This is a genomic window from Streptomyces sp. NPDC058464 (assembly GCF_042721035.1).
Taxonomy (GTDB): Bacteria; Actinomycetota; Actinomycetes; order Streptomycetales; family Streptomycetaceae; genus Streptomyces.
The window spans coordinates 347,090-368,831 of the sequence record NZ_JBHXMA010000002.1 but is presented as its reverse complement, the minus strand read 5'-3'; the positions used below and the strand labels follow the sequence as shown (position 1 = coordinate 368,831).

Genomic DNA, 21,742 nt, shown 5'->3' with positions numbered 1-21,742 from the left:
AAGACGCGCGTGGGTGAGGTGGGTGAAGGAAGGGGACTGCGCCGCGGGGGCCCGGGTGCGGACCGGGCCCCTCGCCGTCAGGAGGAGCAGGCGACGTTGGCGAGGCCCTTCGCCGCGTCGCTGACCTTGTTGTCGCAGGTGACCTTGTTGTTCTCGACGGGCGCGAAGTGGAAGCCGTAGCCGGGGCCGTCCACCTGGGCGGTGTTGGCCTGGAACACGTTTCCGGTGCCCCAGCCGTCGAGGATCTGGTGGGTCTGGAAGCCGTCCTCACGGGAGTGACGGCCGGTGTTGCCCTTGATCAGCCAGTTATTGCCCTTGACGTCGACCCAGGAGTCGTTGTGACCTCCGCTGAGGTCGGCGCCGTCGAAGGTGTTGCCGACGAGAGAGCCCCCCGTGGTGCCCTCCTTGATGTCGACGGACTCCGCGGTGGTGTCGCTGACGTGGTTGCCGCGGATCACGTTGTCGTCGCTCTTGTCGGGCTTGCAGTCGGTGACGGTGCACCAGTTGGACTCGGCGGACCCGACGTAGATCCCCTCGCCGAACTGCTCCTTGCGCTTGCCCGTGGCGCGGACGGTGTTGCCCTCGACGACGTTGCCGGAGCTGAAGTCGCGCAGGTGGATGCCCTCGTCGCCGATGTTCTCGACGGTCAGGCCCTGGATGACGGTGCCCTGGACCTGGTCGGCCATGACCCCCTTCTGGGCGTTGCGCACGGTGAAGCCGATCAGCCGCCAGTGGCTGGCGCCGTCCAGGTGGAAGGCGTAGCCGCCGTCGACGTCCCCGGCGTCGATCACCGCGCCGGGGCCGCCGCACAGGAAGATCGGCCGGTCCGCCGTGCCGGGGGTGGCGGCGGTGAAGCGGTCCGAGTAGACCCCGTCCGCCATCTTGATGACGTCGCCGGGCTGTGCCTGGTCCAGCGCGTCCTTCAGGGACTTGGCGTCGCTGACGGTGACGGTGGCGGCCGGGCACTTCACCGGCCCGGCGGACAGGGCCGCGGCCGAGCCGGTCGCGGTGGGCGTGGCCGGCCCGTCGGTGGCCGTCGTGTCGCTCGGTGCCGGGTCGGAGGCCGTGGCGCCGGGATCACCGGGGTCGCCGGTGTCGTCCCCGTCGTCCGTGGGTTCGGCGACCGGGATGGTGGGGCCGGCGGTGGGACCGGCGCCGTACACGACGGGCCGGTCGTCGCCGGCGGAGACGCCCGCCACGATCAGTGCCACCACCGAGATCACCAGGGCGGCGGAGGCCACCCACAGCGGCGGCCCGCCGGAGAGCCAGATCCGGCGCAGCCGCTCCACGGCGGGCTCACCCGCCGCAGAGCCGCCGCCGTCGCCCGGCCTGCCGTCACCCGTCCTGCCGTCGCCCGGCCCGTTGTCGGCCGGCCCGTTGCCACCCGGACCGTTGCGGTCCGGCCCGTTGCCGGCCGGAGCGCCGTCACCGGGCGGTGCTGCCGGGGCGTCGTCGCTCATTCGCTCATCACCGGCTCCCGTCGGCGGCCCGCCACGGCGATCTCGTCCGGCGGCGGGGCCGGCAGCGGCGCCTTGTCGGAGTACGGGTGGACGATGGCGGCGCCCCGCCCGTTCGCCCGGCGCCTGCGCCGGCCCATGGCGGCCGAGAACAGGATGAGGAGCAGGATGCCCGTCCACAGCAGGGTCATCGGGCTCGCGTAGTGCTTGACCTTGACCCAGAAGGAGCTGGTGTCGTACCAGGCGAAGGTCTGGTTCTCCTTGATGTCGGCACCGCCGTGCGAGCGGCTGGAGTCCAGCGCGCTGGGGCCGACCCCGCCGATCACGTTGTAGGAGACGGTCGTGCCGTCCACGCCGCCGACCAGGCTGACCCCGTGGTTGGTGGCGTCCTGGACGGTGTTGCCGCGTATCTCGGCGGCCGAGTCGCGCACGTACACGCCGGTTTCCGGCCCGTCGATGATGTTGCCGGTGACGGTGGCACCGGTGACGCCGTCGCGTACCGAGATGCCCTGCCGGTTCTGGCCGGTCAGGCGGTTGCCGGTGATGGAGACCTTGTCCGCGGCGAGGCGGGCCACGATGCCCATGTCACCGCCCTCGATGCGGTTGTTCTGCACGCCGACGTCGAAACCGCCGAGCACCTCGACGCCGTAGCGGCCGTTGTCCTTGGCCACGCTGTTGGCGACCGAGTTGGAGCCGTAGCTGTCGACGGCCTGCCCGGAGGCGGAGGGCCCCTCGGCGAGCGGCCTGCCGCTGAGCGTGTAGCCGTTGCCGCCGTTGCCCTCGGCGGTGGAGCCGCTGACCCGCACCTGCTGGGTGGCCCGGGAGAGGATGAAGCCGTCGCCGCCGTTGTCCTTGGCGACCGTGCGCTGCACGAGCGAGCTGGAGACGAACCGGTGCATGACCACCCCGTCCTCCAGGCTGTTCGCCACGGTCGTGTCGCTGATCTCGATCCCGGTCGCGCTGGAGATGAAGATCCCGAAGGCGTTGCCGGTGATGGTCGAGTGGGTGATCGACCCGGAGACGTAGGAGAGGCCACCGGTGGAGAACCGGGCGTCGGGAGTGGTCAGTTCGCCCGACGGCATGGCCGTGATGTCACCGCTGGTGGAGTCCTGGTCGTTCTGGTCGCCCTGCTGGTCGGCCCGTTCGCGCGCGGTCTTGCCGTGCACCTGGCCGGTGTCCTCCAGCGAGCCGGTGTTCGGCCGGTCGGTGCCGGTGAGGCTGAGTCCGCCGGTGCGGCCGCTCCAGAACCCGAGGTTCGCGAGTTTGGCGTGGGTCATCTCGAACTGGCCGCCGATGGTGCGGATGTAGGCGCGGCCGTCCCGGACGTCGCTGTCGGCCTTGTTGGCCTGCGGGTCCCAGCTGGTGATGGTGAGCGGCGCCTGGGAGGTGCCCTGGAGGGTCAGTTCGCCGCCGAAGGAGACGATGGAGACGAAGCCGGTGCGGTTGCTGGCCATCCGCAGGGTGAGGCCGCCCGGGTTGGACAGCTTCAGCTTGGCGCCGACGTTGAGGTAGATGTTCTCGGTCAGCAGATACGAGCCGTCCTTGCGCCGCACGAAGGTCTGCGGGGCGAGTTTCAGCAGGTCGGCGATGGTGTAGGGGTTGCTGCGATCGGTGAGTACCAGGGTGTACCCGTTGTCGGTGTCCAGCCGGTACGGCACGGTCCACTTGGTGGACTGCAGGGGCGCCACCGAGGTGAACGCCCGTACCTGGTTGAGCCGGTGGTCCTCGTCGGCGACCAGCGCGGCCTGGGTCTCCGCGTCCTCGGCGGCCAGTTTCTGCTTCTTGTCGCCGTCCCCGTCGGCGTGGGCCGTGGCCGAGCTGCCCAGCAGCAGCGTCGCCGCCACCGCGAAGGCGCCCAGCAGGGCCGCCGTTCTGGCACCGGCCCGGCGCAGCCGGGTGCCGGGGCCGGGTCTTCTCTTCGTCCTGCGATACGTCATGAGGGGGGTGGTGGTCATGGCGTCAGATCACCTCGGGCTGGAGGGCGGAGTGGCTCTGGCCGCCGGCGGATCCGGAGAGCGTGGCGGCGCTCTGGCCCTCGCCCCCGATGCTGGTGCTGCTGCGGGTGAGCCAGCCCTGCTTGTTCATGGTGACGAAGGCGTACAGCTTGATCGGCAGCGAGATCATGATGACCACGAGGGCCGTCAGGGGCAGCAGGAAGATCTCCTGCGGGTGCCTGCGCAGGTGCGAGTAGCCGCGGACGGCCCGGCCCAGCAGCAGCCAGATCAGGGTGAGGACGATGCCGCGCGGGCTGAAGTCCAGCCGGCTCAGCAGCAGGTAGCCGAGGGCCATGCCCATGGTGACCGGAGTCAGCAGGATCTGCAGCACGGTGATCTTGGTGACCAGCGGGACCCGCCACAGCCAACCCTTGTAGAGCGCGGTGAGGTAGCACCGGTAGGAGTTGCGGCTCCACCGGACGCGCTGCTTCACGAAGGCCCGGAAGGACGACGGGAACATCGAGATGGCCCGCGCGGAGGACTGGTGCACGGTCTTGTAGCCCGAGGCCAGCACCAGCCAGGTCAGCCGGCCGTCGTCGCCCGCCACACAGCGGCGGCCGAGGAAGAACTCGTTCTCCAGGTTCTCCAGCACCGGCAGCACCGCGGCACGTCGGTAGGCGGCGGTACGACCGGACAGGCAGGCCACGGCACCGGCCCGGCCCATGGCCGGGACGTAGTCGTAGTAACGGAGGTTGACCAGCCAGTCGGCGATGCGGCGCCAGACGCTGGTGGTGCGCTGGTAGACGTTCTGCTGGGTGCCCACGCCGCCGACCGTCGGGTCCTCGAACGGCATCTGCACGGCGTCGAGCAGCCCCGGCTCCCAGCGGGTGTCGGAGTCCACCAGGACGAGGAGCTCACTGGTGGCGGCGCGTATGCCGACCCCCAGGGCGGAACGTTTCCCCCTGTGCTCGAAGGCGAGCACCCGGACCCGGGGGTCCTCCACCAGCGACAGCCGGTGCAGTACCTCGTGGTCCTCGACGTCAGGAACGATGATGATCTCGGCCGGATCCTGGGCGAGCCAGGTCTCCAGGCACTCCAGCAGGATCTCGGGGTCTTCCCGGTAGGCCGGGACCACGACGGACACACTGGTACGGAAGTTGTTGACGACCGGCTTGGCGAACCGCGAGAGCACCGCCCGGTACAGCCAGAGCGCCCAGACGAACAGTCCGGCAAGCCCCAGCGGCATCAGCTCCCGCCACGAAGTTTCCCCCACAGCCTCGACGATCCACGACCAGACCTGGTCGAAGAACTCGGACAAAGTTGCGCTCTCCCCCCACATAACACGACTGCCACGGCCCGAAATTAGACAGAACCGGGCACTGCTCCAGCGATGCTAGGGGCTCCCGGGTGAACGGCGATCACACAGAGCACAAACTTCGCTCACAGAGTCTTCACGCCCATCCCGCCCCACCCGTGACGGTGCGTCACACCAGTCACGGCATGGGCTGGATCTTATGAGGGTGTTGTGAAGACCGTGAACTCTTCCGATAAATGGCATGTTTCAACGCAACGAGCGGAAAGCGCGTTCTGGCGCCCCGTAGGGGCGCGGGGAACTGCGCGACCAGCCCCCACGCGCCCGCAGCCGACAACCTGCCCACATCCTTCGGAGAACGTCAGCCCCCGAGTGCCGCCCGCAGCCGCTCCAGGTCGGTGGTCGGCGCGTCACACGTGAAATTGCGGCACACGTACGCGGCCGCCTCCCCGCCGACCAGCGGCCGCCCCGCGAGCAGCGGGAACTCGTCACTCCCCTGAGTCCCCACAGCCACGACCGCACCGGGCGCGGTACCCAGCAGCGCCGTGCGATGCAGGACGGTCGCGCCGGCATCCCCCGCAGCCGGACCCACGATCGCCACCTCGCGCGGACCGTCGAGCAGCGCCTCGGCGACCGCGAGCCCCCACCCGATGAAGCGCGGCACGCGCGGTCCGAGCGTGCCGACGATCCCCAACGCCCTTTCCGCGGCGGTGCGATGAGGTTCGGACCCGGTGTGGGCCGCATAGCCGAGCAGGGCGCCGGCCGCGGCGGTCCAGCCGGAGGGCGTGGCGTTGTCGGTCGGGTCCTGCGGCCGGCGGATCAGCTGCTCTGCGTCGGCGGCCGTGTCGTAGAGGGCGCCGCTCTCCGGGCTCTCCTGGTCGGTGAAGCGGGCCAGGACATGGCCGAGGAGGAGCCCGGCGAACTCCAGCCAGACGCCCTCGCCGGTCACGGAGGCGAGCGCGAGGAAGCCCTCGGCGACGTCGCCGTAGTCCTCCAGCACGCCGGCGTTGGCGCCGACCCTGCCGTCCTTGCTGGTGCGGGCGATCCGCGCGTGGTCGTCGAGATGGAGCCGTACGAGGAGATCGGCGGCGCCGACGGCGGCCTCGACCAGGTCGGGGCGGTCGAAGTAGGCACCGGTCTCGGCGAGTGCGGCGACGGCGAGGCCGTTCCAGGCGGCGACGACCTTGTCGTCACGGCCCGGAGCCGGGCGGTCGGCCCGTGCGGCCAGCAGCCGCCGCTTGACGGCCTCGACCCGCGCGGCGTCGAACACACCCTCCTGCTGCGGGAGTTGCAGAACCGACTGGCCGTGCTCGAAGGTGCCCTCCGCGGTGACCCCGAAGTACTGGGCGGCCAGGTCCGCGTCCTCCTCGCCCAGGACCTCGCGCAGCTGTGCGGGCGTCCACACGTAGTACGCACCCTCGACGTGCCGCCCGCCCCCGTCGTCGCTGTCGGCGTCCAGCGCGGAGGCGAACCCGCCCTCGGCGGTGCGCAGTTCGCGGACCATGAAGTCGGCGGTCTCCAGGGCGACCCGGCGGGCCAGCTCGGACCCGGTGGCCCGCCACAGGTGGGCGTACACCCGGCACAGCAGGGCGTTGTCGTACAGCATCTTCTCGAAGTGCGGCACGACCCAGTCGCGGTCGACGGAGTAACGGGCGAAGCCGCCGCCGAGCTGGTCGTAGAGGCCGCCGCGGGCCATCCGCTCACAGGTGTCCACGGCCATCTGCAGCGCGCCCTCGGAACCGGTCCGGGCGTGGTGCCGCAGCAGGAACTCGATGACCATGGACGGCGGGAACTTGGGGGCACCGCCGAACCCGCCGCGCTGCGGGTCGTACTCGCGGGTGAGCCCGAGCAGCGCCTGGGCGAGCTCCCCCTCACCGGGCGGCCGGCCGCCCTGGTGCCCGAGCTCCCGCTGGGCCAGATCACGGACGATCTTCCCGGCGACCTCGGCGACCTCCTCCCGCCGGTCGGCCCAGGCGGCCCGGACCCCCTCCAGCACCTGCCGGAACGAGGGCATCCCGTGGCGGGGGGCGGGCGGGAAGTACGTGCCGAAGTAGAAGGGTTCGGCGTCCGGAGTGAGAAACACGGTCATGGGCCAGCCACCCTGCCCGGTGGCGGCCTGCACGGCCTCCATGTAGACGGCGTCGACGTCCGGCCGCTCCTCGCGGTCGACCTTGATGTTGACGAAGTGCTCGTTGAGGTAGCCGGCGGTTGCCTCGTCCTCGAAGGACTCGTGGGCCATCACATGGCACCAGTGGCAGGAGCTGTACCCGACGCTCAGCAGCACGGGCTTGTTCGCGGTCCGCGCAGCCTCGAAGGCTTCGGCCGACCAGGGCCACCAGTCGACGGGGTTGTCGGCGTGCTGGAGAAGGTACGGGGACGTCTCATGGGCCAGTCGGTTCACCCTCCCACTCTCCCACGGCCTCGGGAGCCGCGTAGAAGCGCAGATTCACCCGGCGCGCCCCTTCGGGAACGGCGTCCTCGGAGTGTCCGTAGCGGTCGAGCAGTTCGCGGTAGGCGCGTACGAAGTCGTGGAGGTCGCTCTTCGTCATCCAGGTACCGGTGCGCTGTACCTGGGCCCAGCCCTGCGGGCCGCGGTACTCCTCGTGGGCGCGGCGGAAGAGCCTGGTGTCGACCTCGATCTTGAGGAGGGCGAGGTGCTCGGCCGCCGTGTACTCCTCGGCCGTCATGGTGGCCGGGTCGGGTGTGGTGTGGCTGAAGGGCAGGCTCCGCCACCAGCGCTCCCGGCCGCCCGACTTCTCCGGGATCTCCTCGATGAGCTTCTGCTCGGCGAGTTTGCGCAGGTGGTAGCTGGTGGTGCCGGAGCTCTCCCCGAGCTCGCGGGCGAGCACGGTGGAGTTGGCCTCGCCGTGCCGGCCGAGGTAGTCGAGGATCCGGCGGCGCAGGGGGTTGCCGAGGGACTTGTAGAGGGCGGTGCGCTCCAGGCTGGTCATCTCGGCGTGGGCGGCGGGCGGCTCGGCGTGCGCGGCGGGTGTCTCGGCGGGGGCGGCGGGTGTCTCGGCGGGGGCGGCGGACTCGGGTGCTCCGGCCGTCCGGGGTGTGCCGTCGGTCATGCGGCCACGGTAACCCCGGCCCCCAGGAACCCTGAGACGTCCCTGACGATCCCCGACCCTTCCCCGATGTCTGCCGAATTTTCTTTGCAGAATTTTCTCTGCGATCTAGCGTGGGGGCATGGCGGAGGAGCCGGGCGATTCACAGGTTCCACAGCCACGGATCCGGAACAAGGCGAGGGGGATCAGGTGTTCAACCGTTTAACGGCGATGCGGACCCGAAGGACGAAGCGGATGAGGCGGCTGAAGCGGTGGGCACTGATCCTTCTCGGATCGTCCGCCGTGCTGCTCGTGCCGTGGATGGTGGTGCTGGCGCTGACGCTGCCCACCAAGACCGAGGTCCACAACTGGGCGGTGGCCTGGATCGGGCTGGACGTCCTGATGGCGGCGGGCTGCGCGGCGACGGCCGTGCTGGGGTTGCGGGGCGATGCGCGCGCCCGCCTCACCGCGTCGGCGACGGCATCGGTCGCGGTCCTGGACGCGTGGTTCGACATAACGACGTCGGCGGTGGGCACGGAGCTGCTGGAGGCGCTGGCGAGCGCCGTGGCGGAGGCGGGGCTGGCGGCGGCCTGCGTGTACCTGGCTCTGTCGAAGGGGTGGGGGCGGATGTCCGCGCACCCCGGCGGGGCCGCCCGGTAGTTCGTCGCCGTCGCCGATCCGGACGCCGTCATTCCCGCTCGATCTTCACGGCGGTGCCGTAGAGGACGTAGGCGTCCGAGAAGCCCGAGGCAGGGCTCACCGCGAGGCGGACCCCGATGACCGCGTCCGCGCCTTCGATCACGGCGTTGCGGGCCAGCGCGTTCAGGGCTTCCTCCATCTCGTTCCTCCTCATCCAGACGAACCAGGCGCGGACGATGCGATACCCGGCCAGTGGAAGGGTGTCCGTCGTGTAGAGCTGGATCTGCCGCCCGGGTCCGGGCCCGTTCTGTGCCATACGTCACCGTCCTCGATCCGAGTGCCGGGCGGATGCGGTCGTGAGGCGGTCGGAGAACCCGTCGAAGCCTCGGCCGGGCCGCGCTCCCGACGGTCCGCGCCCGCCGACTTCCGCGACGGGTATTCCCTCGCTCTGTGCGGGTCATGTCGTCGAGGGTCATGTCGTCCAGGGTCGTGTCGTCCAGGGTCGTGTCGTCCGGGGTCGTGTCGTCGGCCGAGGGAGCCGGAGTCCCGCTGCGGTCCGCGCGCCGACGCGAAGACCTCCGGTGCACGAGGGGACCACCACCGAACCCTCACCGATCGCCTGATCGCCGCCCCCTCGCCATCGCGACCCTTCGCAAGGACACTTGTAGACAAAGGAGTTGCCGCTGGAGGGGGACGGGACATGCGGGACGCCCATCGGGCGGAAGCCGATCGGCTGCTGGTGCGGGCCGTGGAGGAGGAGGTCCGCCGTTCGGGCGGCCGCGTCGACGGACAGGTGCTGCTGTCCCGCGCGCGCGGCGGGCTGGAGGAGATGGAGCGGACGGCCGCCGAGGAGTACACGGCGTACACCCTCGCCCTCGACGAGACGGAGGCGGGCCGGCCGAGCTTCGGCCGCCGCTACGCCAAGGAAGGCTCCGGAACTCCCCTGCTGGTCGCGGCCGTCGCGGCGGTCGCCGCCACCGTCGCCGACCTCTCCCTGGGCACCGGGGCGGCCACGGCCCTGGGCGCGGGCGTGGCCGTAGGGGTGATCGGTGCGGCCGCCACGGTCGTCAAGGTCGCCGGTTCGCATCTGCCGGCCGCTCACCACCACGCCGGCGCGGCCGGTCAGCCCGGCGGTCCCGAGCAGTTGCGGCTGCAGTGGCTGACCGCGCTGGAAGTGCGGGGCATCCGGCCGTTCCTCGATCAGCAGCGGGTGCTCAGCGCCTCCACGGGGCCGAAGAAGCAGGGTCCCGGGCTGCGCGGCGCGGACAAGAGCGCGGCGGCCCGCCGGCGTACGGTGCTGCAGCAGTCGTTCGGTCAACTGCCGGCTCCGGACGGCCCGTTCGCCGGCCGGCAGCAGGAGCTGGCACGGATCCGGCAGTGGGCGCAGGCGGCGCGGGCGGCCACGGAGACCCGTCCGACGGTCGTGGTGCTGCACGGGGAGCCGGGCTCCGGCCGTACCGCCCTCGCGGTCCGGGCCACCCACGAGCTGAGGGACCTCTTCCGGGGTGCGGTCGTGGTGGATCTGCGGGGCGCCAGCCAGGAGGAGCCGCCGCTGTCCACGCGGGACGCCCTGCTGCATCTGCTCAACCGGCTGGGCGCCCCGCGTGAGCAGCTGCTGTTCCGTGAGCGTTCCTCCGCCGACCAGCAGGTCAAGCGGCTGAGCGAGCTGTACCACCAGCACCTGACGGGTCTTCCGGTGACGATCGTGCTGGACGACGCCTCGGACCCCGAGCAGGTGCGCACGCTGGTGCCGGAGCGTTCCGACAGCCTGGTCCTGGTCACCGCCCGAAACCAGCTCGACCTCCCCGCCGACCTGCCGGCCTGGGTGCACCGGCTGCCGGTCACGGCGCTGGACGCGGCCGGCGCGGAGGAGCTGCTGGACGCGGCGGCCCAGGACGCGTCGGGGCCGTACGACGCGCAGTCCGCGGACCGGATCCGGGAGTTGTGCGGCGGGCTGCCGCTGGCGCTGCGGGTGGCGGGTTCGTCGCTGGGCTCGCGTTCGCCGCTCCAGCTCGCCACCGACCTGGGCGCGTACGGTCCGGTCGGGCCGGTGGAGCGGGTGCTGTGGCTGCGGTACACCGACCAGTCGGAGACCGGGCGCCGGCTGCTGAGAAGGCTGGCGCTGGCGGGCCGGGCCTCGCTGGGGGTGGCGGCCGCGGCGGCGCTGCTGGGCGCGGACGAGGCGGAGGCGACCCGTCACCTGGTCACGCTCGCCCAGGCCGGTCTGATCGACCATGTCCGCGGCAGCCGGTACCGCCTGCACGACCTGGTCCGCTCCTTCGCCCAGTCCCGTCTCCTGGACGAGGAGACCCCGGCCGACCGCACGGCGGCTCAGCAGCGGCTGATCGTGAACTACGCGGAGCTCGCCGACTCGGTGCTGCGCCTGGTCGACGGGAACATGTCGACCCGCTCGGACCGGTTCAGCCCGCACGGCTTCACCTCGCTCGACGAGGCGCTGCGCTGGCTGGACGACGAGTCGAGCTTCATCACGGCGGCCCTGCGGCACGCGGAGGGCGTCGACCAGGCGGCCGTGCAGAACCTGCTGGGCGCGCTGTGCGACTACTGCCTGCTGCGCGGCGACCTCTACCGGCTCGGTGAGATCAGCGAGCTGGCGCAAGCGGTCGACCAGGGGCTCCTTGTCCGCTCGGTGCAGTGGCGTACCGGTATCGCGGCCCGTCAGCTGGGCGAGCTGGACAAGGCCCGCACCACCCTCACCTCCGTCGTCGACCTCTACCTGGAGGCGCATCACGACGCCGGCGCGGCCCGTGCGCTGTGCTCGCTCGGGATCACCCTGCACCACCAGGGCCACCTCACCGAGGCGGCGGCCAAGCTCCAGGAGGCCCTGGACCTGCAGGCTCCGCCCGAGCTGGCCACCGACCGGGCGTGGACGATGCACGCGCTGGCGGCGGTGCAGCGCGACCGTGCCCGGCTGTCGGAGGCCCTCGACCTGCTCACCCGCTCGCTCGTCCTGCACCGGGAGGGCGGTTCGGTGCACGGCGAGGCCTGGGCGCACTTCCAGCTCGGCCAGCTGGCGCTGCGCATGGGCGACGTACCGCGGGCGGAGCGGGAGCTGCGGGCCGCGCTGGACCGCTACGGCCGTACCCGCGACGCCCGTGGCGAGGCCTGGGCGCTGACCCAGCTGGCCCGGGCCCGACTGGTGGACGGCGACCCGTCCCCGGCGGTCGACGGCCTCCGTCAGGCGGCGTCCCGGCACCGCGAGAACGAGGACGCGCGCGGCGAGGCCTGGACGGTCTACTACCTGGGCCAGGCCCTGGAGGAGACCGGCAACCTCGACCTGGCGGTCCGCGAGCTGGAGCGCTCGCGCACGATGTTCTCCCGGATGCGGGACGTGTACGGCCTGGCCTGCGCCCGCCACCACTCGGCCCGCGTCACCCGCGACCAGCGGGCGGCCCAGACCGGCTCACTGCGCAACTCGGGCTTCGCCCGCCAGCTCCTCGTCGACGCCCGCGCCGACTTCCAGCGCATCGGTGTCGTCCACGGCGAGGCCTGGACCTGTCTGGAGCTGGCCGTCGTCGACGCCGGCAACACCCGCACCCAGCAGGCCCTCGCGCTGTGCGACGAGGCAATCGCCCTGTTCACGTCGTACGACGACCGGCGCGGTGAGGACTGGGCCCGCTTCCTGCGCTGCACCCTGCTCCCCTACGCCGCGCCCGGCGGTGTGGAGGTGGGCACCGCCGTCGCCCAGGAGGACCTGGCCCAGCTGGCCCGCACGGCCCATCCGCTGCGCGACGAGAAGCTGGCCGAGTACGTCACGGCGTACGGGCTGCTCCTGGAGCGCGGGGTGCACCTGGAGTCGGGCTGGCAGGCGTGGCGTCTGGGCATGGTGCCCAGCCGGCACGCCCGCGAGGTGATGGGCGTGCCGGTGCCGGCCGCGGCGTGACGCCGGTCAGCCCCTGCGGTCGGCCTTCGCGGTCAGCCCTTGCGGTCGGCCGGCGCCGCGGAGTCCGCCCCGCCCGGGGCGGACTCCTTGAAGTCGACCTTCTGCATGTGCTTGTTCATGGACTTCATCAGGCCCCAGACGGCCACGGCCATCACCGCGAAGACGATGAAGCCGAGGACTCCGGGGGTGACCTTGTTCTCGTCGACCTCCTTGGCGAGGGGGACGAGGTGCGTCAGTGCCAGGCTTGCGCTCATGTCAGGCATTGTCGCGGATGCCCGCAAAGAGGTCGTCCTCGGGGAGGGAAGTATCGACGAGGGACTTCGCGAGCTCGTACTCCTCGGTCGGCCAGACCTCCTTCTGGAGGTCCATCGGCACCTTGAACCAGCCGCCGTCCGGATCGATCTGCGTGGCGTGCGCGATCAGCGCCTTGTCACGGATCTCGAAGAAGTCCGCGCACGGGATGTGCGTGGTCAGGGTGCGTTCGGTGCGCTCGAACTCGTTCCACCGCTTCAGCCAGTCCCCGTACGGCGACTCCAGGCCGCGCTCCAGCATGGCGTTGTGCAGGGCCTCGGTGCGCGGGCGGTTGAAGCCCTGGTTGTAGTACAGCTTCTGCGGCTGGAAGACCGGCCCGAACTCGGCCTCGGGGTACTTCTCGGCGTCCGCGGCGCCCTCGAAGGCCACCATCGTGATCTTGTGGGTCATGATGTGGTCGGGGTGCGGGTAGCCGCCGTTCTCGTCGTAGGTGGTGATCGCCTGCGGGCGGAACGCGCGGATCTTGCGGACCAGCTCACCGGCCGCCTTGTCGACGTCCTCCAGGGCGAAGCAGCCCTCGGGCAGCGGCGGCAGCGGGTCGCCCTCGGGCAGACCGGAGTCGACGAAGCCGAGCCACTCCTGCTTGACGCCGAGGATCTCGCGGGCCTCGTCCATCTCCTTCTTGCGTACCTCGTGGATGTGCTCCTCGATGTACTTGTCGCCCTGCAGCTTGGGATTGAGGATGGAGCCGCGCTCCCCGCCCGTGCAGGTCACGACCAGCACGTCCACCCCCTCGGACACGTACTTCGCCATGGTGGCCGCGCCCTTGCTCGACTCGTCGTCGGGGTGGGCGTGGACGGCCATCAGTCGCAGCTGGTCAGTCAAGACTCAATCCTTGGTAAGTCGGCGCCCCGGTAGCTCGGGGGCAATCGGCGGCTTCTATAGTGACCGAATCGGGGGGCGAATAATTCCGGGGTCCGGAGGACGATCATGAGTACCGCGAGCACGCGCCTGCCCGAGGGCCGTTACGGCACTTCCTCGGACGAGCGCGCCGACCGCAGACTCAAGGTCGCCGGTGCGGTCCTCGGCGCACTGCTGCTGGTCCTGGTCGGCTACTGGGCCTACCACTACGTCGTGCAGAACAAGATCAGCGCCCAGGTCGTCGCCTTCGACGCCTCGGACAACGCGGTCAAGGTACATCTGGAGGTCCACAAGGACTCCGGTGCCTCCGGCTACTGCACGCTGCGCTCCCAGGCGGCGGACGGCTCCGAGGTGGGCCGGGCGGACTTCCGCTTCACCGGTTCCGCGTCCGAGATCGACAGGGTGGTCACGCTCCGTACGACGGCCCGGGGCACCACGGCGGAGCTGCTCGGCTGCCACGCCGACTGACGTCAGCCACAATACGTAGGCGCTGACCTGCGTTGACGTAATTCTGATGGCTTATGTCCTCCCCCTTCCGCCGTTGAATTGTTAGGCTCGTGGTTTCGCCCTTCCGTGAAGGAACATGCTTCTGGGTAGGGCGATGCTTTGTATCCCAGTACCTACGAGGAGCACCTGTGACCCAGACCAGCGAGAACGTCACCTGGCTGACCCAGGAGGCGTACAACCAGCTCAAGGCCGAGCTGGAGTACCTGTCTGGTCCCGCGCGCGCTGAAGTCGTCGCCAAGATCGCGGCCGCGCGCGAGGAGGGCGACCTGCGCGAGAACGGCGGGTACCACGCGGCCAAGGAGGAGCAGGGCAAGCAGGAGCTCCGGGTGCGCCAGCTGACCCAGCTCCTGGAGACCGCCAAGGTCGGCGAGGCCCCGGCGTCCGCGGACGGCGCCGTCGCGCCCGGCATGGTGGTGACCATCGCCTTCGACGGTGACGAGGACGACACCATGACCTTCCTCCTCGCCTCCCGCGAGTACGCCAGCGCCGACATCGAGACCTACTCCCCGCAGTCGCCCCTGGGCACCGGGGTGATCGGCCACAAGGTGGGCGAGAACGCGGAGTACGAGCTGCCGAACGGCAAGAAGGCCTCGGTGAAGATCCTCAAGGCCGAGCCCTACTCGGGCTGACACGGACAAGCACAGGCCCCCGGCGTCCGCGGGATGCCGGGGGCTCTGCCGTGCCGCGCGTCAGGCGGTGGCGGAGCGGTACTTGCGGACCGCCGGCGTCCGGAATATCGCGATGATCAGGCCGATTCGTACAGCCGTGCTCACCTGCGGGCAGTGAGCCGCTCACTCCCGCACGGGCCGCTTCACCGGGCCGGGCCGAGTACCTCGTCGGCGCTGCGGGGCTCTGTGCGCGGCTGCTGGTTGAGCTTGTGGCGCGCGATGGAGGAATGACGGTAGGCCTCCTTGCGGGCCCGCATGATGTTGCCGAGCGGTGCGTGCTCGGCGGTGACCCGCCAGGGTGTGAAGGACAGTGCGTCCATCTTCTCCAGGTTTTCCGGACCGGAGATGTCCTGCTGCGGCAGCCGCAGTTTCGCCACGGTGAAGGACGGCGAGAGCTGTTCGGGCCACTCCACGGTGGTGTCCTCCACCGGCATGCGTTCCAGGTCGGTGCAGAGCTGGACCTGGATGTCGAAGGCGTAGGGCCGCTCCTGCAACTCGGCCTGCAGGGTCGGCCGGAACACCTCCGCCCCCGATTTCGGGTCGATGTCGCGCCGGACCACCGCGGCGGCGAAGGACGGATCGGGGGTGATGCGCACCTTGGCGATGTAGTCCCCGTGCCGGACCGCGCCCATCGTCCAGTAGCTCGACAGCAGCAGGTTCGCCGGAGGGGTCTTTGCCAGGCGCAGGAAGGCGAGAAACTCGTCCCACGCCCAGTCGTCCTGGTCCAGCGTTCCCTTTCCGGTCACGAATTCGGTGAAGAAGCGATGTGCGCCGGGGCGGCCCTTTGAGAAGTAGGCCGGCGCGTTCAGGAACAGGTCCTGGATGAACAGGTAGTGCTCGACCGTGTTGCAGAAGAAGACCGGTCCGTTGATGTTGGCGTAGTCGAACGTGCCCGAGTCCGGTTCGTCTTCCAGCAGGGTCGGGCCGGGAATGTCGAACATCTTCAGCGCCAGCCCGGTGGCGGCACCCAGTCGCGCGTCCGCTCCGGCGTGGGGCGAGCCGTTGGAGAAGCGGATGAGCGCATCGTGGGTTCCCGGAGTCGCGTAGATGCCCTGGGCGTACTCGGGAGGCAGCCCGGCCAGGATCTCCACCTCCCCTCGAACCAGCCCGTAGCCCTTTGCATGGGCGTCGCGGAGGGCCTGTCCGGTGCCGCCGGCCTTGACCGACTCGGCGATGTAGCTCTCGGTTTTCTCGATCACCGTCTGCACGTTGCGGTCGAAGTTCGGGTCGTCGTCTTCGACGTCAGGCGTGTAGCGGACGAACTGTGCTGCCATGACTTCGGCCTCTCCTCGGAGAGTGTGATCGGACCTCAGTCCTCCAGTTCGGCGAGCCAGCGCAGGGCACGTAGACCCGGCAGGAAGCAGTACTCGCCGCCGCGGGTCACCACAAAACTCGGTAGGTTCTGCAGACGACGCCGTACCGGCCGTTCCGGGATGGTCATGCTGCCGGTTCCGCCGTGGTGCCCGGCCACCGGATCCTTCTCGCCGGGGTAGCCGATGAAGTTGCCGTCGTTGACCCACTCGGCCTTGACGAACTCGAACTGCCGCTCCAGGTGGGCGCCGATGAAGACCCCGACCAGGCCCCGGTCGGCGCCGTCGTCCTCCAGTACGCCCTCGGGCAGCGGCGGGCCGTAGGTGGTGCCGCGGCGGATGAGCCGGTGCAGGCGCACGTCACCGATGACGGTGGAGTCACGGGGGTTGATCCGCCGGATGTGCGCACCGGCGGGACACCGGTAGCCGCGGTCGTCGTTCTCCCGATAGAGGAAGTTGTTGACGCGATGCGGATCGGCCGCCAGCTCCGGATCGTCGTGCTCCGGCGCCAGCGCCAGCGGTGCCCCGCTCGGCCAGCGACCGACCATCTTCGCCGCCAGAAGTGCCTCCTCCTCGGCGCCCGAGCTGTTCGCGCGCAGGTACCGGCGCCAGGCCGCCACATCGGTGTGGATCTTGCGAACGGCGACGTAGGTCCCGTTGCGCCCCAGCACGTCGGGGCTGGGCATGGACGGCAGGCCGCCGGTTTCGTCGGGGTAGCCGAGGATGAACTCGCCGGCCTTGATCGGGGCTTCCTGCGGGTTGGAGCCGGGCAGTCCGACACCCTCGATGTTGGGATGACTGATGCCGTCACGGAAGCCGAAGGTGGTACGCCCGGTCGGGAGCTGGCGGACCTCCTGCTGCCAGATCACCCGGACACCGGGAGTGTCCTCGTAGGCGGCCCGGGCCCGCTCCAGCTCCTTGTCCAGCCGCGCCGCATCGGAGGAGAGGGCGCTCAACGCGATGTGGATGTCGCCCGTTCCGAACGGCGCCTCCCAGTGGACCGGCGCGCTGTCGCCCACGTCACCGATCAGCTCGGCCCGAGCCGCCATGCCCTCACGGAACGCCAACGGAAAGCTGTCCAGCGACTCCTGAGGCACCCCGAGAGCGCTCAGCCCCCGGTAGGTGAGGGCCACCGCCACCCACGCTTCCTGTTCTCGGCCCTCGCCGGGCAGACCGCCCGAGGTCAACGGGAGCAGCCGACGCAGCAGGGCCCGCCCGGCGTGGCGGTCGTCCACACGCAGGAAGACGAACTTTCCCGCGTAGGGCACGGGCCGTGGGCGCAGGGCCCCGCTCTGGACGTCGTCGATCTCGACGCGCACGCCGGCAGCGCTGCTGCTGTCCGCTGTGTTCATGATCCCTTGTGCCTCCACGTCGCGTCGGTTTCTGCCTGGACAGCCCGGCAGCGGCCATGGGGCCCGCCGACACGGTCCACCGATGGCGGATGGATTCCGAGGGTCGGCTGTGTCCGCCTTCTAGGCCGAGGCTTCCTCCAACAGCTTCTGGAAGGCCGGCGTGGCCAGCAACTCGGCATTCGCCGGGTTTTCCAGCGCCGCCCGGAACTGGGGGGTGTCCAGCACCTCCTGGAACGCGTCGTCCACGCGGTGGTCCTTGTAGATCTGTTGAACGGTCAGGTCGGGATAGGCGCTGACGAAGACTCCTGCGGGCTCCTGGTGAGCGACGAACCAGTCCTTCACCCCCGGATCGGTGACGCCCGGGAACCCTTCGCTGTGCGAGAAGACCTTGTCGAAGCGGGCCCCGACCACCGTCTGGGCGAAGTCGTCGATGTAGTTGTCCCAGGAGCCGTCGAAAACGCTGGCGAACATGAACCGGGTGTCGTTGTCGAAGATCACGTGCCGTGCGTCATGCAGGGTGCCGATCTGGCGCACCGCCGCGTGGACCTTCTCGTCGTCCGCCGTATCCGACAGCGCGGCGAGATCCCTGCGCAGAGCATCCGCATGCCCCGGCTTGATCTTGGTGAAGACCGTGAACTCGTTGCAGACCCCGTCCGACCTGCCCGGGCGCTCGGGGTGAGCCGATTGGCTTGCGCCTGTCGTCGCAGTCATTGTGACGTCCTCCTGCCGCGATGCGTACGAGGGTCGCCAAGCGTCCGGACATGAGGCGCCGTCGCCCTCACCTCTTCATCCTCGCCACATACGACTCGTCTCGCATCCCCCGACCAGGGTGGTGCAGGTACCCGGTGCGGCTGCTCGGCGACGGCATCGGCATCCTCATCTCCTGACGGACCGGGGCGGCGCGGAGACAGAGAGAAACGCCCACCCAGACGGAGGCCGGACCCGCAACCAGATGCCGAAGAGCCCCCTCCCATCAGGGAAGGGGCTCAACTGCTAGGAGGCAACAGCTTCTGAGAGAGACGCGCTCAGCCGGCAGCCCGGCGGTACTTGCGAACCGCGAGCGTGCGGAAGGCCAGGATGATCACGACTGACCAGATCAGCGAGGCCCAGACAGGGTGCTGCATGGGCCAGGCGTCGGACGCGTTGAAGCCCGGCGGGAGGTTGCCGAACAGCTCGCGGCACGCCTGCACGGTGGCGCTGAACGGGTTCCACTCCGCGATGTGGCGCAGGAAGGTCGGCAGATGGTTCGCGTCCACGAAGGCGTTGGAGATGAAGGTCAGCGGGAACAGCCAGATCAGACCGCCTGAGGTCGCCGCCTCGGGAGTGCGTACGGTCAGGCCGATGAGTGCGCCGATCCAGGAGAACGCGTAGCCGAGCAGCAGGAGCAGGCCGAAGCCGGCGAGTACCTTGCCGAGGTTCTCGTGCGTGCGCCAGCCGACTATCACCGCGACAATCGCCAGGACGACGAGGGTGAGTGCCGTCTGGACCAGGTCGGCGAGGGTGCGTCCGGTCAGGACCGCGCCGCGGGCCATCGGCAGGGAGCGGAAGCGGTCGATGAGGCCCTTGTGCATGTCGTCGGCGATGCCCGCGCCGGCGCCCGCCGTGGCGAACGTGACGGTCTGGGCGAAGATGCCGGCCATCAGGAACTCGCGGTAGGCCTGGGTGGAGGTGGAGGAGCCGACCGTGATCGAGCCGCCGAAGACGTAGGTGAACAGCACCACGAACATGATGGGCTGGATCAGCCCGAAGATCAGCATCTCGGGAATCCGGCCCATGCGAATCAAGTTTCTGCGGGCCACGACCATGGAGTCGTTCACGGCACTCACTTCACGGCCTCCTTGCGGGTGTTCTTCCTGGTCCCCTGCTTGGTCACCCGCGCACCGTCCTCGGGTTTCTCCTCGGCCACGTGTCCGGTCAGGGACAGGAAGACGTCGTCGAGGGTGGGGCGGCGCAGGGCGATGTCGTCGATCTCGATGCCCCGGGAGTCCAGCTCGCGGATGACCTCGGCGAGCAGCTTGGCGCCGCCGGTGACGGGCACCGTGAGCCTGCGGGTGTGCTCCTCGACGGTGGTGTCGCCCTTGCCGAAGCCGCGCAGCACCTCCGCGGCGGTGCCCATGTGCTCGCGCTCGTGCACCACGACCTCGACGCGCTCGCCGCCGGTGCGGGCCTTGAGCTCGTCGGAGGTGCCCTTGGCGATGACCTTGCCGTGGTCGACGACCGCGATGTCGTGGGCGAGGTGGTCCGCCTCTTCCAGGTACTGGGTGGTGAGCAGCAGGGTCGTGCCGCCGGAGACCAGCTGCTGGATGACCTCCCACAGCTGCTGGCGGTTGCGGGGGTCGAGGCCGGTGGTCGGCTCGTCCATGAACATGACCGGCGGGGAGACGACGAGGGCTGCGGCGAGGTCGAGGCGGCGGCGCATGCCGCCGGAGTAGGTCTTGGTGGGGCGGTCGGCCGCGTCGGTGAGGTGGAACTGCTCCAGCAGCTCGACCGCGCGGGCCTTGGCCTGCTTGGCCCGCATCTGGTAGAGCTGGCCGACCATCTGCAGGTTCTCGCGGCCGGTGAGGTATTCGTCGACCGCGGCGAACTGTCCGGACAGGCCGATGGAGCGGCGTACGGCGTCGGGCTGCTTGAGCACGTCCATGCCCGCGACGACGGCCCGGCCGCTGTCGGGGCGGAGCAGGGTCGTCAGGCAGCGGACGGCTGTCGTCTTGCCCGCGCCGTTCGGCCCGAGCAGTCCGAGGACCGTGCCTTCGGGGACGTCGAGGTCGACGCCGTCCAAAGCCCTTACGTCACCGAAGGTCTTGACCAGGCCTTCGGCATAGATGGCGCCTGGCATATGGGTCTCCACGTCGTCGGGGATTCTGCGAGAAAGAGTAGATATGCGGCCCTCGGCTCGCCTATGGTTTTCCGCCGACGCGACGGCAGGGGTGGGCGGGCGGGGGCGGGCAGCCTTGGCCACGCGACACACCATAACGCGATGTATCGCGTCCGTCGACGGATTTCCCCGAACGAGTGAATGAACATTGACTGACCTGGACGTTCACCGCGGCGAGCGGGAGCCGAAGGAACCGTCGGCGGTACGGCCGCCCCGGCCGTCTCTGCCGTCTCTGCCGCTCCGCGACCTCTCGCCCCTCAGTCGATGACCGTGTAACCGGCCTCGCGCAGCGCCTGCTGGACCTCGACGCAGTGCTCCGGGCCCTTGGTCTCCAGGAGCAGCTCCACCTCCGCCTCGGTGAGCCCGAGCCGGGGGTCGGTCCGGACATGGCCCACGTCGAGGACGTTGGCGTCCGCCACCGACAGCACCCCGAGGAGCGTGGCGAGGGCGCCGGGACGGTCGGTCAGCCGCAGCCGTACGGCGAGGTAGCGGCCCTGCGCGGCCATGCCGTGCCGCAGTACGCGCTGCAGCAGCACCGGGTCGACGTTCCCGCCGGACAGCACGGCGACGACGGGTCCGTGGAAGGCGCCGGGTTCGCCCAGCAGCGCCGCGACCGGGCTGGCCCCGGCCGGTTCCACGACCATCTTGGCCCGCTCCAGGCACAGCAGCAGCGCGGCGGAGAGCTGGTCCTCGCTGACCGTGCGGACCTCGTCGACCAGTTCCTCGACGATCGCGAACGGCACGTCACCGGGCCGTCCGACCTTGATGCCGTCGGCCATCGTCGCCGGGTTCGCCACCGTGACCGGGCGCCCGGCCGCCAGCGAGGGCGGGTACGCGGCCGCGCCCTCCGCCTGGACGCCGACGATCCGCACGTCCGGCCGGACCGCCTTCACGGCGACCGCGATCCCGGCCGCGAGACCACCGCCGCCGACACCGACGACGATCGTGCCGACCTCGGGGCACTGGTCCAGGATCTCCAGCCCGACCGTGCCCTGACCGGCGATGATGTCCGGGTGGTCGAAGGGGTGGATGAACACCGCTCCCGTCTCGGCCGCGTACTCCTGGGCGGCGGCCAGCGTCTCGTCGACCACCTGGCCGTGCAGCCGCACCTCCGCGCCGTACTCGAGGGTGGCGCTGATCTTGGGCAGCGGGGCGCCCTTGGGCATGAACACCGTCGCGTGCACGCCGAGCAACGACGAGGCCAGCGCCACGCCCTGCGCGTGGTTCCCGGCGCTCGCGGCCACGACTCCGGCAGCGCGCTCCTCGGGCAGCAGCCCGGCGATCCGGACGTAGGCACCGCGCAGCTTGAAGGAACCGGTCCGCTGGAGGTTCTCGCACTTGAGGTGCACCGGCGAGCCGACCAGCTGGGACAGATGCCTGCTGCTCTCCATCGCGGTCGCCCGCGCCACGCCCGTGAGCATCTTCTGGGCACCGCGTACATCGTCGAGGGTGACGGGGCGCAAGGAGTCAGCCGTGCTGTAGCTCATGACTCAAGTCTCGCAGTTCACAGGCCGAAGGCGCGGGTGTGACCAAGCTCCGAGACCGGTTTGCGCAGCGCCGGTACGGC

Annotated in this window: 18 protein-coding genes; 4 read left to right on the top strand and 14 right to left on the bottom strand. The window is 70.4% G+C overall.

Going from position 1 to position 21,742, the window contains the following annotated elements; genetic code table 11:
* Positions 1-77: 77 nt before the first annotated feature.
* The 5 genes from ACFWPQ_RS04670 to ACFWPQ_RS04650 all read right to left on the bottom strand — a co-directional run bounded on the left by ACFWPQ_RS04670 (position 78) and on the right by ACFWPQ_RS04650 (position 7,774).
* Entirely contained in the window at positions 78-1,460 is a 1,383-nt protein-coding gene (locus ACFWPQ_RS04670) for a right-handed parallel beta-helix repeat-containing protein (RefSeq protein ID WP_384029896.1), read from the bottom strand.
* On the bottom strand, positions 1,457-3,412 hold the full coding sequence (locus ACFWPQ_RS04665) for a right-handed parallel beta-helix repeat-containing protein (RefSeq protein WP_384029894.1): 1,956 nt from the start codon (positions 3,410-3,412) through the stop codon (positions 1,457-1,459). The genes ACFWPQ_RS04670 and ACFWPQ_RS04665 overlap by 4 nt, the downstream gene beginning before the upstream one ends.
* A 4-nt stretch (positions 3,413-3,416) precedes the next feature.
* Entirely contained in the window at positions 3,417-4,709 is a 1,293-nt protein-coding gene (locus tag ACFWPQ_RS04660; RefSeq protein WP_384029892.1) for a glycosyltransferase family 2 protein, read from the bottom strand.
* Positions 4,710-5,064: 355 nt separating this feature from the next.
* Positions 5,065-7,104, bottom strand: a complete 2,040-nt coding sequence (locus tag ACFWPQ_RS04655) for a thioredoxin domain-containing protein (protein ID WP_384029890.1) — start codon at positions 7,102-7,104, stop codon at positions 5,065-5,067.
* Complete coding sequence (locus tag ACFWPQ_RS04650; protein WP_384029888.1) at positions 7,085-7,774, bottom strand: ArsR/SmtB family transcription factor; 690 nt, start codon at positions 7,772-7,774, stop codon at positions 7,085-7,087. Before ACFWPQ_RS04650 ends, ACFWPQ_RS04655 begins: the two co-directional genes overlap by 20 nt.
* Before the next feature lie 231 nt (positions 7,775-8,005).
* Between ACFWPQ_RS04650 and ACFWPQ_RS04645 the strand changes: the two genes are divergently transcribed.
* A complete protein-coding gene (locus ACFWPQ_RS04645; protein ID WP_361303564.1) occupies positions 8,006-8,410 on the top strand; it encodes a hypothetical protein in 405 nt (134 codons plus the stop codon).
* A 28-nt stretch (positions 8,411-8,438) separates the two neighbouring features.
* On the opposite strand, the gene ACFWPQ_RS04640 is transcribed toward ACFWPQ_RS04645, so the two are convergent.
* Positions 8,439-8,705, bottom strand: a complete 267-nt coding sequence (locus tag ACFWPQ_RS04640) for a heavy metal-binding domain-containing protein (protein ID WP_384029886.1) — start codon at positions 8,703-8,705, stop codon at positions 8,439-8,441.
* A gap of 384 nt (positions 8,706-9,089) precedes the next feature.
* Between ACFWPQ_RS04640 and ACFWPQ_RS04635 the strand changes: the two genes are divergently transcribed.
* Positions 9,090-12,290: a tetratricopeptide repeat protein gene (locus ACFWPQ_RS04635; protein ID WP_384029884.1), complete on the top strand. Its 3,201-nt coding sequence runs from the start codon at positions 9,090-9,092 to the stop codon at positions 12,288-12,290.
* A 32-nt stretch (positions 12,291-12,322) separates the two neighbouring features.
* On the opposite strand, the gene ACFWPQ_RS04630 is transcribed toward ACFWPQ_RS04635, so the two are convergent.
* The gene (locus tag ACFWPQ_RS04630) at positions 12,323-12,544 is read right to left on the bottom strand and encodes a hypothetical protein (RefSeq protein ID WP_384029882.1); all 222 of its coding nucleotides are present in this window, start codon (positions 12,542-12,544) and stop codon (positions 12,323-12,325) included.
* Position 12,545: 1 nt separating this feature from the next.
* Positions 12,546-13,427, bottom strand: a complete 882-nt coding sequence (gene mca / locus ACFWPQ_RS04625; protein WP_384029880.1) for a mycothiol conjugate amidase Mca — start codon at positions 13,425-13,427, stop codon at positions 12,546-12,548.
* A gap of 105 nt (positions 13,428-13,532) precedes the next feature.
* On the opposite strand from mca, the gene ACFWPQ_RS04620 reads away from it, so the two are divergent.
* Positions 13,533-13,931 (top strand): DUF4307 domain-containing protein, encoded by a 399-nt coding sequence (locus ACFWPQ_RS04620; protein WP_384029878.1) that lies wholly within the window; start codon positions 13,533-13,535, stop codon positions 13,929-13,931.
* Between the two features lie 167 nt (positions 13,932-14,098).
* A complete protein-coding gene (greA, locus tag ACFWPQ_RS04615) occupies positions 14,099-14,599 on the top strand; it encodes a transcription elongation factor GreA (RefSeq protein ID WP_089099139.1) in 501 nt (166 codons plus the stop codon).
* A gap of 182 nt (positions 14,600-14,781) precedes the next feature.
* Here greA and ACFWPQ_RS04610 read toward each other — a convergent pair whose 3' ends face one another.
* From ACFWPQ_RS04610 to ilvA, 6 genes are all read right to left on the bottom strand, one after another.
* Positions 14,782-15,912, bottom strand: a complete 1,131-nt coding sequence (locus ACFWPQ_RS04610) for a catalase family protein (RefSeq protein WP_384029875.1) — start codon at positions 15,910-15,912, stop codon at positions 14,782-14,784.
* A gap of 35 nt (positions 15,913-15,947) precedes the next feature.
* Positions 15,948-17,300 (bottom strand): Dyp-type peroxidase, encoded by a 1,353-nt coding sequence (locus ACFWPQ_RS04605; RefSeq protein ID WP_384029874.1) that lies wholly within the window; start codon positions 17,298-17,300, stop codon positions 15,948-15,950.
* A 120-nt stretch (positions 17,301-17,420) separates the two neighbouring features.
* Positions 17,421-18,011, bottom strand: coding sequence for a hypothetical protein (locus ACFWPQ_RS04600; protein ID WP_384029872.1), 591 nt, complete (start codon positions 18,009-18,011; stop codon positions 17,421-17,423).
* A gap of 314 nt (positions 18,012-18,325) precedes the next feature.
* On the bottom strand, positions 18,326-19,105 hold the full coding sequence (locus ACFWPQ_RS04595) for an ABC transporter permease (RefSeq protein WP_384030092.1): 780 nt from the start codon (positions 19,103-19,105) through the stop codon (positions 18,326-18,328).
* Between the two features lie 17 nt (positions 19,106-19,122).
* Entirely contained in the window at positions 19,123-20,136 is a 1,014-nt protein-coding gene (locus ACFWPQ_RS04590; protein ID WP_384029870.1) for an ATP-binding cassette domain-containing protein, read from the bottom strand.
* Between the two features lie 296 nt (positions 20,137-20,432).
* Positions 20,433-21,662: a threonine ammonia-lyase gene (ilvA, locus tag ACFWPQ_RS04585; protein ID WP_384029868.1), complete on the bottom strand. Its 1,230-nt coding sequence runs from the start codon at positions 21,660-21,662 to the stop codon at positions 20,433-20,435.
* Positions 21,663-21,742: the final 80 nt, after the last annotated feature.